This is a genomic window from Micromonospora sp. NPDC049048 (assembly GCF_043197615.1).
Classification (GTDB): domain Bacteria; phylum Actinomycetota; class Actinomycetes; order Mycobacteriales; family Micromonosporaceae; genus Micromonospora.
Map to the genome: position 1 here is coordinate 62,341 of NZ_JBICTM010000006.1, position 13,155 is coordinate 75,495.

Here is a 13,155-nt window from a genome sequence, read left to right on the forward strand (position 1 = left end):
GCGCCGATCCGGTCAGACAAGGCATAGTTGCCGACGGCGTATTCGTACTGTGATGATCCCCGGCCCGGCGACCCGCCGCCGAGGGAAGTCAGTCCGGAAGGCGGTGGACGTGTCAACACACCGACGTGCCTGGAAGCAGCGGGCCGGTGTGGTCGTGGCGCTGGTTGTCGGCGCTCTGCTCGCTGCCCCCGCCACACCAGCCCTCGCCGCCGACGTCAACGTCTCGCCCGGCTCGGTCACCCTCAACGCCGGCAGTGACGCGGTCGTGACCGCCCAGGTGACTCCCGGCGACGAGGACGAGAAGGTCCAGGTCAGCCTCGCCGGCCTCCCCAGCGGCGTGACCTGCGGCGGCTGCGGGGAGATCCCCGGCAACCGACCGCAGCTGCGGCTGCTGCGCCTGCGGGCCAGCGACAACGCCGGCGACGCGAACGTCACCGTGACGGTAGCGGCCGAGGGTGACAAGTCCGGCGCCGGACGGACCGCCACCTTCCAGCTCAAGGTCAACGGCCGGGCCCAGCCGTCCGAGCCCCCGCAGGTGCAGACCGTCAAGTCGGTTTCCGGCAAGGTGGTCGTCCAGGCCAACGGCAAGGCCGTGCCGAACGCGGTGGTCATGCTCCAGGACGGCGCCGGCAAGAAGATCGACACGATCAGCGACGACAACGGCAACTTCCGCTTCACCGGCACCAGCGAGAAGCCGATCGCGCCCGGCCGGCTCGCCGTCGGCGCCAGCGTCGGTGAGGTGTACGGCACCAAGAGCTTCGACGCCTCCGCCGGGCAGAGCATCACCGGCCAGCGCATCGCCCTGGCGATCAAGGTCGAGACGACGCCGAGCGCCACCCCCTCGGCCAGCGAGGAGCCCCTCCCCACCGACGAACCGGTCGAGGAGACCCCCGAGGAGAGCAGCGAGGCAAGCCCGGGCGCGGCTGCCAACGCCAGCAACGAGGACTCCGGGGGCATGGGCTCCTGGCTGATCATCCTGCTCGGCGGCCTGCTCGTCGCCGCCGGTGTCGGCACCATCGTGCTGCTGTGGCTGCGCCGCAAGGACAACGCCGACGAGACCGACGACGACGTGCCGGCGGGTGCCGCGGCAGGTGCGGTTCCGGCGGCTCGCGGGGCGTTCCGGGGCTCGGACGACCAGACCCGGGTGGTCAACCGGGTCGGTGCCACGCCGGATCCGACGATGGTCGGCGGCGCCGCACTCAGCGACGCCCCGACGATGATGCACCGCCCCGTGGTCGACGACGTGCCGCCGGACCCGTACGGCGCTCCCCCGCAGCCCTACGGCGCGGCGGGCGGCCAGCAGGGCTGGGGTGGCAGCGGCTACGGCGACGAGCCGGCCGGCTCGGGTGGCTACGGCGGTGCCGGCTACGGCAACGCACCCTCCTCGGGCAGCGGCTACGGCAGCGGTGGAGCCGGCGGCGGCTACGGCAACGCGCCCTCCTCCGGCGGCGGTTACGGCAACGCCCCTTCCTCCGGCAGCGGTTACGGCAACGCCCCCGCCTCGGGCGGCGGCTACGGCGGCAACGACTTCGGCGCTCCGGCGGGCGGCGGCAACGACTACGGTGCCCCGGCGGGCGGCAGGGGCTACGGCGAGCGGTACGACGAGCCGACCGGCCGCTACACCGGCGACGCCACCCAGTACCCGGCCCCGGCCGACCCGTACGCGACCGGCGTCTACCAGCCGGAGCAGGGTCAGGGCTACGGCCAGTCCGAGCCCGGGGCGTACGGCCGGGGCGGCGAGTCGACCGGCGGCTACGACCGGGGTGGTTACGGCCAGCCGGGCGGCTACGGCGGCCAGGAGTCCGGGGCCCCGAGGGGCGGCTACGGTCAGCCGGGCGGCTACGACCAGCCCACCTCGTACGACAACCAGGGCGGCTACGGCCAGGGCGGCGGCTACGGTCAGGAGCCCCCGCAGCAGCGGGGCGGCTACGACGATCGCGGCTACGGCGGCCAGGGTGGCTACGGCCAGCCGGGCGGCTACGACGACCCACAGAGCGGTCGCGGTCGCCCGGACGGCCCGCCGCAGCAGGACCGGGGTGGCCGCCGGCTGGACTGGCTGGACGACTGATCCGCCCGGGGCACGCCCCGACGACAACACCACGGCGAGGGCCGTCCGGAACTCCGGGCGGCCCTCGCCGCTGCGTCCGGCGGTCCACCAACAGGCGCGAGGGCCGACGCAGGGCAGGTCCACCGGGCAACGAGGCCAGCGGCGGCAGGCCAGCAGGCGAGAAAGGCCAGCGGCGGCGGGCCAGCAGGGGCAGCGGCGGTGGGGCCACGCAGGGCAGGGCCAGCAGGCGGCCGGCGCGGCGAGCCGGTGACGGGGCGCCGTCCGCGGCGGGAAGGCCGTCAGGCGGCGGAGAAGACGCCCTGGCGCAGCACCGGGACCACGTCCGAGGCGCCGACGCGTACGGCGACCTCGACGTCCCCGGCGAAACCGCCCTCGATCAGCTCGCGGCCCGACACGCAGCCACGGACGGCGGCGGCCACGTCGGGGGTGCTGGCGAGCGCGGCGAGCGCCATGGCCGCCTCCACGGAGAGACCACCGGGCGCACCCGACAGGGCGTCCAGCACGCAGGCCGCCCCGAGCTGGTCCTCCACGGAGGGCCGCAGCGAGCCGTCCGGCCAGCGCTCACCCGAGGCGATCACGCCGACCGGCGCGTCCGTCGAGCCGTACCCCTGACGGGTGAGCCAACGGCCGACGGCGCGTGCGTTACGCAGGCAGGCCGCGACCACCGGCAGCCCGGTGGCGCTCGCCGCCGCGCTGATCGCCGAGCCGTTCGGCGACGGCAGTACGAGGTCGGCGACGACCGGCGCGTCGGTCAGCGCGGCCGGCGAGAGCGACCACGGATGCTCCGGGGTCATCTGCCGACGGCCCACCGCCGCGACCGCGCCCACGCGCCGTGCGTAGTCGGCCGCCTGCTCGCCCCACGGGAACGGGTGCACCCGCATACCGCGCCCGACCGCGACGTCCACGGCGGTGGTGAACGACAACACGTCCACCACCACCAGCACGGCGCACACCCGGCCGAGTTCGGCCGCCCCTGTCAGCCCCCAGTCGAACCGGGCGCCGGAATTGGGTTGGACGTGGACGGTAGCGGCCACGCCTCAGCGCTGACCGGGCTCGGCGGCACCGGAGTCGGGTGCCGCCGGACCGTCGGCCTCAACCGCCGGCTGCTCCGGGTCGGGCGCGTCGGTCTCCGCCTCGACCGGTTCCACCGGCTCGACGGCACCGGTCGGCGGGACCGGCGCGGCCGACGCGATCGGCTCGGTCGCGACGGCCGACGGGTCCACCGGCGCGGCCTCGGCCTGCTCGGCGACGGGCAGCGGCACGGCCTCGACCGCACCCGCCACACCGGCGGCCGGCGCGGGCACATCGACGACCCCCGCGCCCCCGAACAGGCGCGGCAGCGTCCCGCCGTGCGCGGCGCGCAGCTCGTCCAGGCCGATCCGGAACTGGCCGTGCACCTCCAGCGCGCCGCCGGCCGGATCGGTGACCCCGATCAGCTCGAACGGCACCCCGCGCTCGGCGCAGAGGGCGGTGAACGCCTTCTCGTGCCCGCGCGTCACCGACACCAGGACCCGGCCCGCGGACTCGCTGAACAGGTAGACGAACGGCATCGAGCCGCCGTCGAACCGCTCGGGCACGGCGACCCGGGCGCCGACGCCGCGCCGCAGGCAGGACTCCACCAGGCTCTGCGCGAGGCCGCCGTCGGAGAGGTCGTGCGCGGAGCTCAGGTGCCCGACCCGCGCGGCCTCGGCCAGCACGTCGGCCAGGAGCCGCTCGCGGGCCAGGTCGACCTGCGGGGGTACGCCGCCGAGGTGCTCGTGGGTGACCCAGGCCCATTCCGAGCCGGAGAGCTCCACGTGCGTCTCGCCGAGCAGGAAGATCTGGTCGTGCTCACCGCCCGGGCGGGCCTGGAAGCCCATCGGCACGCGGTCGGCGACGTCGTCGAGCACGCCGAGCACACCGACCACCGGGGTCGGGTGGATCGGCGCCGCGCCCGTCTGGTTGTAGAAGCTCACGTTGCCGCCGGTGACCGGGATGCCCAGCTCGGCGCAGCCGTCGGCCAGGCCACGGACGGCCTCGGCGAACTGCCACATCACGCCCGGGTCCTCCGGCGAGCCGAAGTTGAGGCAGTTGGTGACGGCGATCGGCTTGGCGCCGGTGACGGCGACGTTCCGGTACGCCTCCGCCAGCGCGAGCTTCGTGCCGTGGTACGGGTCGAGGCGCGCGTAGCGGCCGTTGCCGTCCACCGACAGCGCCACGCCGAGCCCGCTCCGCTCGTCGATCCGGATCACGCCCGAGTCCTCCGGCTGGGCGAGCACGGTGTTGCCCAGCACGTAGCGGTCGTACTGCTCGGTGACCCAGGTCTTGTCGGCCAGGTTGGGCGACGCGATCATGCGCAGCACGGTCTCGCGCAGCGCCTCCGGGTCGGCCGGCCGGGGCAGCGTCTCCGCGCGGTCGGCCTGGAGCAGGATCAGGTCGGCCGGCTCGCGCATCGGGCGGGCGTAGACCGGGCCGTCGTCGACCAGCGAGCCCGGCGGTACGTCGACCACCAGTTGGTCGCGCCAGGTGATCAGCAGCCGGCCCGGTTGGCCGTCCGGCGCCGGCGGGGTGACCTCGCCGATGGCGGTGGCCCAGACGCCCCACTTCTCGGCGGTCTTGAGCACGGCCTCGAGCTTCTCCGGCTCGACGACCAGCAGCATCCGCTCCTGGGACTCGCTGGCCAGGATCTCGTGCGGCTCCATCGAGGCCTCGCGCAGCGGCACGCGCTCCAGCCAGACCCGCATGCCGGTGCCGGCCGCCGCGGCGGTCTCGGTCAGCGCGCAGGTCAGGCCGGCGCCGCCGAGGTCCTGGATGCCGACGACCAGCCGGGCGTCGTAGAGCTCCAGGCAGGCCTCGATGAGCAGCTTCTCCATGAACGGGTCGCCGACCTGCACCGACGGCCGACGCTGCTCGCTGCCCTCGTCGAAGGTGGCGCTGGCCAGCACCGACACGCCGCCGATGCCGTCGCGGCCCGTACGGGCGCCCATCAGCACGACGACGTTGCCGGGGCCGGCGGCGGCCTTGTTCTGGAGCCGGTCGACCGGCAGCACGCCGAGGCAGAGCGCGTTGACCAGGGGGTTGCCCTGGTAGCAGGGGTCGAAGACGACCTCGCCGCCGATGTTCGGCAGGCCCAGGCAGTTGCCGTAGCCGCCGATGCCGGCGACCACGCCGGGCAGCACCCGGGCGGTGTCGGGGTGGCCGGCCGCGCCGAAGCGCAGCGGGTCCATCACCGCGACCGGGCGGGCGCCCATGGCCAGGATGTCCCGGACGATGCCGCCGACGCCGGTCGCCGCGCCCTGGTAGGGCTCGACGAAGCTCGGGTGGTTGTGCGACTCGACCTTGAAGGTCACCGCCAGCTCGTCGGAGATCTGCACCACGCCGGCGTTCTCGCCGATGCCGGCGAGCAGCCGGTCGCTCGGTGGGGCCTTCTCGCCGAACTGCCGCAGGTGCACCTTGCTCGACTTGTAGGAGCAGTGCTCGCTCCACATGATCGAGTACATGGCCAGCTCGGCCTGGGTGGGCCGCCGGTCGAGGATCTGCCGGATCCGCTCGTACTCGTCGTCGCGGAGCCCCAGCTCGGCGTACGGCTGGAGTTCACCGGGGGTGCCCCCGGCGCGCGACACGGTGTCCAGGCCGTCGGCCCAGTCGACGGGCGCCGGCCCGGGGCCCCCGGCCGGCGGCACGACGGCGGCCGGACGCGGCTCCACCGGGTGCGCCGGGGCGGCCGGGAACTCCTCCGCGTTCTCCCGTACCTCGTCCGGATGGCTGGTCATGACGTCTCCTCGCTGCGCTCGCGTCCGTTCGACGGGCGGGTGAGCCGACCGATGATGCCGCGTACGGTCACGCGGGTGCCCCCACCAGGTGCTTGAGCACCGAGGTGAAGAAGCCGAGGCCATCCAGGGAGGGGCCCGTGAGCGCCTCGACCGCGTGCTCGGGGTGCGGCATGATGCCGACCACGTTGCCGGCGGGGTTGGTGATCGCGGCGATGTCGCGCTGCGAACCGTTGGGGTTGCCGCCGACGTAGCGGGCGACCACCCGGCCCTCGGCTTCGAGCTGGTCCAGCGTCGCGGTGTCGGCGACGTAGCAGCCCTCGCCGTTCTTGACCGGGATCAGCACCTCCTGGCCGGGCTGGAACGCGTTGGTCCACGCGGTGCCGACCGACTCGATGCGCAGGACCTGGTCGCGGTTGCGGAAGTGCAGGTGCTGGTTGCGGGTGAGCGCCCCGGGCAGCAGGTGGGCCTCGCAGAGGATCTGGAAGCCGTTGCAGATGCCGAGCACGGGCAGGCCGCCCCGGGCCGCGTCCACGATCGTCTCCATCACCGGGGCGAACCGGGCGATGGCGCCGCAGCGCAGGTAGTCGCCGTAGGAGAAGCCGCCGGGCAGGACGACGGCGTCCACGCCGTGCAGCTGCGGGTCACCGTGCCAGAGGCGGACCGGCTCGGCGCCCGCGATCCGGACGGCCCGGGCCGCGTCCCCGTCGTCGAGCGAGCCGGGGAAGGTGACCACACCCACCCGGGCGGTCACGAGCGGGCGTCCACGATCTCGTCGGCCTCGGCCAGGCGGACGGTGAAGTCCTCGATGACCGGGTTGGCGAGCAGCTTGTCGGCGATCTCCCGGGCCCGGTCCAGGTCGGGTTCACCGGCGAATTCGATCTCGATCCGCCTGCCGATCCGTACTGAGGCGACGTCGCTGACGCCGAGCCGGGGCAGCGCGTTTGCGACGGCCTGGCCCTGGGGATCGAGGATCTCGGGCTTGAGCATGACGTCGACGACGACGCGAGGCACTGGGCACTCCTGACTGTGTACGCAGTTGGGTGCCGACCCACAACGGGCGAGCGCAGCCAGCCTACCTGGCAGATACCGTCCGGGACGCACCGGCCGGACGCGGGTCAGGCAGCGTTCGACATTCCTCGCACGGGCGCCCGGGGACCGATACGGGTTCGTTGCGATCCCGATGCGCATCCGTTGCCGACCAGCCCGTTTCGCCCCGCTCCGCCACCCGCCCGGGGCCGCCGCCGGTCGAGGTCCGCCGCACCGCCGGACACCCGCCCCGCCATACCGCCGCATCCATCACTTCGGATGGATCTCTTGTGAACGACATCTCAGGGGCCCTACCGTACATCGTCATACGTCGATCGGACGTCCCGGCGGCGGGCCACCCCCGTCCGCCGGCCGAAAGCTCGACCCGGTGAACCCGGGCCCCGTCCCCGAAGGAGCCCCATGCGCATCCGATCCATGATCGCAGTCCTGGCCACCGCAGCGGCCGGCCTGCTCGGTGCCAGCTCCGGCGCCCTCGCCGCCCCGGCCGGTCCGCAGCCCATCATCGGCGGCGGCACCGTCTCGTCGGCCCCGTGGGCCGCCGCCGTGCTCAGCAACGGATCGTTCACCTGCTCCGGCACCATCATCGCGCCGCAGTGGGTGCTCACCGCCCGGCACTGCATCAGCGGCACGATGTCCGTCCGGGTCGGCAGCGTCAACCGCACCTCCGGCGGCCAGACCCGCACCGTCAGCGCCACCTACAGCCGCTACGACCTGGCGCTGATGCGGCTGTCCAGCTCCGTCAGCACCTCGTACGTCACGCTGGCCAACAGCAACCCGCCGATCAACTCCACCAACTCGATCTACGGCTGGGGCATGACCTGCTACAGCGGCTGCTCGGCCTCCACCCAGCTCAAGACCGCGACGGTCCGGGTGACCAGCAACAGCGCCACCGACGCGTACGGCGGGCAGGCGATCCGGAGCACCCGGATCGACGGCAACGCCTGGCGGGGCGACTCGGGCGGCCCGCAGTTCTACAACGGCGCGCAGGTCGGCGTCGCCTCCACCGCCGACGGCCAGAGCATCCAGAACTACGGCAGCGTCGCGTACAACCGGGCCTGGATCACCCAGACGGCCGGTGTCTGACGGTTAGCGCCACGCTAGGCGCGGATGGTCGGCAGCGCGCCGGCCGTCCGCGCCGCGCCGTTTTGCAGCATCCGATCAGGTGAACAAGGCCGCCGATCCGGCGCCCCGGCACCCTGACAGCATCGGAGGCGTGCTGGTCGTGACGACGGAGCAACTACCCGGGTACGAGATCCGCCAGATCCTCGGCGAAGTGGTGTCGTCGATGGCCAGGACGCGCAACCCGTACCGCGAGGGCGTCAAGAACCTGCGCGGTGGCGCGTACGACCCGATGGCCCCGGACAACCTCACCAGGTGGCGTACGGACTCGGTGGCCCGGCTCGGCGAGGAGGCCCGCCGTATCGGCGCGAACGCCGTCGTGGGGATGCGCTTCGACAGCCGCGACTGCGGCGAGATGTGGATGGAGATCTGCGCGTACGGCACGGCCGTGATCGTGGCGCCCAAGATGCCCGACGTCATGCCGCCCGACCAGCCGCTGGTCGCCGCCGAGACCGCGCACGACCCGGCCTTCGCCGAGTCCCCGGGTGGCATCGCCGAACCGGCGAGCGCCCCCAACCTCCGCACGGCCGCCGAAACCCCCACCCGCGACTCCTGACCCACCTCTGACGCCCTCCTCCGGGGAAGCGTCGATCATGAAGTTGTTGCCAGCCTCGTCGGCGTGTCGCGACTACAACTTCATGATCGACGCCCCGAGAGGGAGAGGGCGGGAGGGGGCGGGGTTAGAGGATGGGGGGTGGGGTGTAGGTGGCTGCCTCGGGGTGGGCTTCCACCACTGGGGCGATGCGGCGGGTCACCGCTTCGACCTGGGCCGGGGCGGCGCCGACGAAGGCCGTACGGTCGGCGACGAGGGCGTCGATCTCGCCACGGGTGAGGCCCAGGCGGCCGTCCGCCGCGAGACGGTCGAACAGGTCGTTCTCGGCGGCGCCCTTCTCTCGCATGGCCAGGGCCACCGCGACCGCGTGCTCCTTGATCACCTCGTGGGCGACCTCACGCCCGACGCCGCGCCGGATCGCCGCCACCAGGAGCTTGGTGGTGGCCAGGAACGGCAGGAAGCGCTCCAGCTCCCGGTTGACCACCGCCGGGTACGCGCCGAACTCGTCCAGCACGGTGAGGAAGGTCTGGAACAGCCCGTCGGCGGCGAAGAACGCGTCCGGCAGGGCGACCCGGCGCACCACCGAGCAGGAGACGTCCCCCTCGTTCCACTGGTCGCCGGCCAGCTCGCCGACCATCGACAGGTAGCCCCGGATGATCACCGCGAAGCCGTTGACCCGCTCGCTGGAGCGGGTGTTCATCTTGTGCGGCATCGCGCTGGAGCCCACCTGGCCCGGCTTGAAGCCCTCGGTGGCCAGCTCCTGGCCGACCATCAGCCGGATCGTGGTCGCCAGCGACGACGGGGCTGCGGCGATCTGGGCCAGCGCGGAGAGCACCGCCAGGTCGATCGAGCGCGGGTAGACCTGCCCGACGCTGTCGAGCACCCGGCTGAAGCCGAGGTGCCCGGCCACCCGGCGTTCCAGCTCCGCCACCCGGTCGGCGTCGCCGTCGAAGAGGTCGAGCTGGTCGGCGGCGGTGCCCACCGGGCCCTTGATGCCGCGCAGCGGGTACCAGTTGATCAGGTCGTCGAGCCGCTCGTACGCGATGAGCAGTTCCTCGGCCGCCGACGCGAAGCGCTTGCCCAGCGTGGTGGCCTGCGCCGCGACGTTGTGCGACCGGCCGGTCATGACCAGGTCGGAGTGCTCGACGGCGAGCCGGGACAGTCGGGCCAGCGTGGCGACCACGCGGTCGCGGATCAGCTCCAGCGAGCGGCGCACCTGGAGCTGCTCGACGTTCTCGGTGAGGTCCCGGGAGGTCATCCCCTTGTGCACGTGCTCGTGCCCGGCGAGCGCGCTGAACTCCTCGATCCGGGCCTTCACGTCGTGCCGGGTGACCCGCTCCCGCTCCGCGATCGAGGCCAGGTCGACCTGGTCGAGCACCCGCTCGTACGCCTCGACCACGCCGTCCGGCACGGGCACGCCGAGGTCCCGCTGGGCCCGGAGCACGGCGAGCCAGAGCCGCCGCTCCATCCGGATCTTCTCCTCGGGCGACCAGAGGGCGACCAGTTCGGGTGAGGCGTACCGGTTGGCGAGCACGTTCGGGATCGTCGTCACGGCGCCCATTCTCCCGGACCCGCCCGCACCGCATCGTCAGGGTTACCGGCTGGCTATGGTGATCACCCTGCTGAGCCGACTGACGGGAATGAAGAAGAGTGTCCAGACTTACCGGCAGGGTCGCCCTGGTCACCGGTGGTAGCCGCGGTATCGGCGCCGCCGTCGCACGCCGGCTGGCCGAAGACGGAGCCCACGTCGCGTTCACCTACCGCAACGCGGCGGAGAGCGCGAAGGCCGTCGTCGCCGACATCACGTCGTACGGCCGCACCGGCCTGGCGATCCAGGCCGACAGCGCCGAGGGTACGACGGTCGTCGACGCGGTCGAGCGGACCGTCGCCGAGCTGGGGCGGCTGGACATCCTGGTCAACAACGCCGGGGTGTTCTCGTCCGGGCCGATCGGGCAGGTCGGCCTCGACGACCTCGACCGGGCCATCGCCGTCAACGTACGCGGGGTGTTCCTGGCCACCCAGGCGGCGGTACGCCACATGCGCGACGGCGGGCGGATCGTCAACATCGGCAGCAGCTTCGCCAGCCGCGTACCGGCCCCCGGGGTGAGCGTCTATGCCATGACCAAGACCGCCGTCAACGGCCTGACCAGGGCACTCGCCCGCGAACTCGGCCCGCGCGGGATCACCGTCAACCTGGTCCTGCCCGGTTCCACCGACACCGACATGAACCGGGCGGACAGCGCCAGCGCGGACGCCCAGCGGTCACACATCGCCCTCGGGCGCTACGGCACGCCGGAGGACGTCGCGGCGACGGTCAGCCACCTGGTGGGCGAGGGCGGCCGGCACATCACCGGCGCGTCGATCGCCGTCGACGGCGGTGCCACCGCCTGACCCGGCGGGCGGATGCGAGACCCGGGCGAGCGGGCGTGCATCTGCCCATCCGCCGGTGGGGCCGGGTCGAGGCTGCGGCGCGCGGCCTCAACCCGCACCGGGCCACCCCGGCGCTGGATATACTCGACAAGCTGTCGGTATATAGGGGGCGCGCAGTGACCAAGATCCTGGTGGACATCGACGACGAGGCGCTCGCCGACGCGGCTGCGGCTTTCGGCACCAAGACCAAGAAGGACACGGTGAATGTCGCGCTGCGGGAAGGGGCTGCCCGCCTCCGGCGCGCCCGCGCCCTCGCCGAACTCAGCGGGCGGGCCCAGGCCGGGGACTTCGACGAACTGCTCGACAAGAGCACGTACCGGTCGTGAGACTCGCCGACTACCTGGTCGACACCAGTGCGCTGGTCCGGCTGCTGCGTGATCCCGATACCCAGGCCCGATGGGAGCAGCCACTCACGGCCGGCCTGCTTGCGGTCTGCCCGCTGGTCGAACTGGAGTTCCTCTATTCGGCCCGCTCGCTGGCCGACCGCAGATGGCTGGGGGACCGGCTTCGGACGGTGTTCAACTGGGTGAGCATGCCGGACCGGATCTACGAGCGGGCGGCCGAGATCCAGGAGCAGCTCACCGCTCGGGGTACCCACCGGTCTGCCGGCGCTGTCGACCTGCTGATCGCGGCGACGGCCGAGTACCAGGGCCTCTCCCTGTTGCACTACGACCGGGACTTCGACCAGATCTCCGAGGTCACCGGGCAGCCCGTGCGATGGCTCGCCCCGGCAGGCACGATCAAGTAGGTCCCGGGGCCGACTCAATGCCCCGGGACGCAGAGACCGTCGGAAAGACTGTCCGCCTGGAGGGTCGCGACCGGCTGCCCGGCAACGCCGCCCGTCCTCGACGGACCCGGGTCACCAGGTGGGGCGGGCGGCCGGATCGAGGGCGAGCTCCCGGAGCTGCTCCGGGGTGAGCACGAACCGCCCGTCACGGCTGTGCAGCGAGATCCTGATCCAGGTGCCGTCGCGGTGCAGGACGTCGACCCGCCGGTAGTGCAACACGTCTCCGCTCCCATGGGCGCGCACGGCTGCGGTCTCCCGGACGCGCGCGCCGTCCGGCCCCGCCGACAGGCCGCACGAGTCGACCACCTGCTTCCCGCAGTCCATGACGTCGCGGTTCATGCCCGGCTGCGGCTCGGCCAGGGCCAGGGCGGACACCTCGTTGCTGAACGCGCCGGCGGGGTCGACCGGGTAGGCGTGCACCGAGAAACCGACGTTGCGGAAGTCCTCGTACGCGCCCCCGACCGGTGCCTCGCCGGCCGGTGCCGTCGGGAGTGCGCCGCGACCCACCGCAGTCAGTGGTACCCATCGGACGCCGGACGCCCGCGCGCCGAGGGCCGCGGCCAATCCGTTCTGGTAGCGCTCTGCTGCCTCCGTGGGCAGGTTCTGGTTGCTCTTGCGGTGTGGGGGGCGCGAGGCGGATGCCGAGGCTGCCGGCTGCATGTCCGGACGGTCGACCACCAGGCCCGCGCCCAGCACCAGCGCGAGCACCCCGCCGGCCGCCGAGGCGTACGCCCCGAGCCGGCGGGTGCGGACCAGCCGGCGCTGCCGCAGGATCACCCCGTCCACGTCGATCGAGGAGGGCGGCGCGTCGCCGATCGCCGCGTCGAAGATCTCCCGGTACGTCACGCGAACCTCCCTGCCCTCAGGACCGGCTGGTCCACGGCCAGCAGGCGTAGCGATTCCAGTGCTCTGGCGGCCTGGCTCTTCACCGTGCCGGTGGTGACGCCGAGGATCTGCGCGGTCTCCTCCACGGAGAGGTCGCAGTAGAAGCGCAGCACCACCACCGCGCGCCGCCGCTCGGGCAACTTGCCGAGCAGGTCGAGCAGCAGCTCCCGGTCGGCCAGGTCGGGCGCGGTGTCCGGCGCGGCGTCGTCGGGGACCTCGTCGGTGCTGCGTTCGCGCCGCCACGGCCGCCGTCGCTCGTCCAGCCAGGCGCGCGTGAGCACCTGCCGGACGTACGCGTCGACGTTCTCCGCCGCGCGGACCCGGATCCAGGCCCGGTAGAGCTTGCCCAGGGTGATGGAGACGAGGTCGTCGGCGGTGTGCCAGTCCCGGCAGAGCAGGTACGCCGTGCGGCGCAGATGTTCCAGCCGGGCCTCGACGAACTGCCGGTACTCGTCCTCGTCGGCCGACTTCACGCGTTCCGCCTTCGTCGCCTCATGCCCAGGGGACGGAGCGC

Annotated in this window: 11 protein-coding genes and 2 pseudogenes; 6 read left to right on the forward strand and 7 right to left on the reverse strand. The window is 73.2% G+C overall.

The window, feature by feature from the left end; translation table 11 throughout:
• Nucleotides 1-65: 65 nt before the first annotated feature.
• Nucleotides 66-2,068, forward strand: a pseudogene (locus ACGFIG_RS19850) (hypothetical protein); the annotation flags it as partial.
• A gap of 278 nt (nucleotides 2,069-2,346) precedes the next feature.
• Here the strand turns inward: ACGFIG_RS19850 and ACGFIG_RS19855 are convergent.
• From ACGFIG_RS19855 to purS, 4 genes are all read right to left on the reverse strand, one after another.
• Nucleotides 2,347-3,102 carry a 2-phosphosulfolactate phosphatase gene (locus ACGFIG_RS19855; protein ID WP_393004846.1) on the reverse strand — a complete coding sequence of 252 codons (756 nt, stop codon included), beginning with the start codon at nucleotides 3,100-3,102 and terminating at the stop codon, nucleotides 2,347-2,349.
• Nucleotides 3,103-3,105: 3 nt separating this feature from the next.
• Nucleotides 3,106-5,820 (reverse strand): phosphoribosylformylglycinamidine synthase subunit PurL, encoded by a 2,715-nt coding sequence (gene purL, locus ACGFIG_RS19860; protein WP_393004848.1) that lies wholly within the window; start codon nucleotides 5,818-5,820, stop codon nucleotides 3,106-3,108.
• 67 nt (nucleotides 5,821-5,887) lie between these two features.
• On the reverse strand, nucleotides 5,888-6,571 hold the full coding sequence (gene purQ, locus ACGFIG_RS19865; protein WP_393004850.1) for a phosphoribosylformylglycinamidine synthase subunit PurQ: 684 nt from the start codon (nucleotides 6,569-6,571) through the stop codon (nucleotides 5,888-5,890).
• Nucleotides 6,568-6,831 carry a phosphoribosylformylglycinamidine synthase subunit PurS gene (gene purS, locus ACGFIG_RS19870; protein WP_393004852.1) on the reverse strand — a complete coding sequence of 88 codons (264 nt, stop codon included), beginning with the start codon at nucleotides 6,829-6,831 and terminating at the stop codon, nucleotides 6,568-6,570. The genes purQ and purS overlap by 4 nt, the downstream gene beginning before the upstream one ends.
• Nucleotides 6,832-7,266: 435 nt before the next feature.
• Here purS and ACGFIG_RS19875 point away from each other — a divergent pair, with 435 nt between their 5' ends.
• Together ACGFIG_RS19875 and ACGFIG_RS19880 are read left to right on the forward strand one after the other, a co-directional pair.
• Nucleotides 7,267-7,950 (forward strand): S1 family peptidase, encoded by a 684-nt coding sequence (locus ACGFIG_RS19875; protein WP_393004854.1) that lies wholly within the window; start codon nucleotides 7,267-7,269, stop codon nucleotides 7,948-7,950.
• A 24-nt stretch (nucleotides 7,951-7,974) separates the two neighbouring features.
• Nucleotides 7,975-8,542 (forward strand): annotated as a pseudogene (locus ACGFIG_RS19880) (YbjQ family protein).
• A 124-nt stretch (nucleotides 8,543-8,666) separates the two neighbouring features.
• On the opposite strand, the gene purB reads toward ACGFIG_RS19880, so the two are convergent.
• On the reverse strand, nucleotides 8,667-10,091 hold the full coding sequence (gene purB, locus ACGFIG_RS19885; RefSeq protein WP_393004856.1) for an adenylosuccinate lyase: 1,425 nt from the start codon (nucleotides 10,089-10,091) through the stop codon (nucleotides 8,667-8,669).
• A 98-nt stretch (nucleotides 10,092-10,189) separates the two neighbouring features.
• On the opposite strand from purB, the gene ACGFIG_RS19890 reads away from it, so the two are divergent.
• The 3 genes from ACGFIG_RS19890 to ACGFIG_RS19900 are packed head-to-tail and all read left to right on the forward strand — an operon-like array spanning nucleotide 10,190 to nucleotide 11,717.
• Nucleotides 10,190-10,930 (forward strand): SDR family NAD(P)-dependent oxidoreductase, encoded by a 741-nt coding sequence (locus tag ACGFIG_RS19890; RefSeq protein ID WP_393004857.1) that lies wholly within the window; start codon nucleotides 10,190-10,192, stop codon nucleotides 10,928-10,930.
• Between the two features lie 35 nt (nucleotides 10,931-10,965).
• A complete protein-coding gene (locus tag ACGFIG_RS19895) occupies nucleotides 10,966-11,295 on the forward strand; it encodes a type II toxin-antitoxin system VapB family antitoxin (RefSeq protein WP_393004859.1) in 330 nt (109 codons plus the stop codon).
• Nucleotides 11,292-11,717, forward strand: coding sequence for a PIN domain nuclease (locus ACGFIG_RS19900; RefSeq protein WP_393004861.1), 426 nt, complete (start codon nucleotides 11,292-11,294; stop codon nucleotides 11,715-11,717). The genes ACGFIG_RS19895 and ACGFIG_RS19900 overlap by 4 nt, the downstream gene beginning before the upstream one ends.
• Before the next feature lie 111 nt (nucleotides 11,718-11,828).
• On the opposite strand, the gene ACGFIG_RS19905 is transcribed toward ACGFIG_RS19900, so the two are convergent.
• On the reverse strand, nucleotides 11,829-12,602 hold the full coding sequence (locus ACGFIG_RS19905; protein WP_393004863.1) for a hypothetical protein: 774 nt from the start codon (nucleotides 12,600-12,602) through the stop codon (nucleotides 11,829-11,831).
• Entirely contained in the window at nucleotides 12,599-13,114 is a 516-nt protein-coding gene (locus tag ACGFIG_RS19910; protein WP_393004865.1) for a SigE family RNA polymerase sigma factor, read from the reverse strand. The genes ACGFIG_RS19905 and ACGFIG_RS19910 overlap by 4 nt, the downstream gene beginning before the upstream one ends.
• Nucleotides 13,115-13,155: the final 41 nt, after the last annotated feature.

Coding starts and splice junctions, on each gene's coding strand:
- purL (WP_393004848.1), bottom strand. CDS start 5,820: ATGACCAGCCATCCGGACGAGGTACGGGAGAACGCGGAGGAGTTCCCG.
- ACGFIG_RS19875 (WP_393004854.1), top strand. CDS start 7,267: ATGCGCATCCGATCCATGATCGCAGTCCTGGCCACCGCAGCGGCCGGC.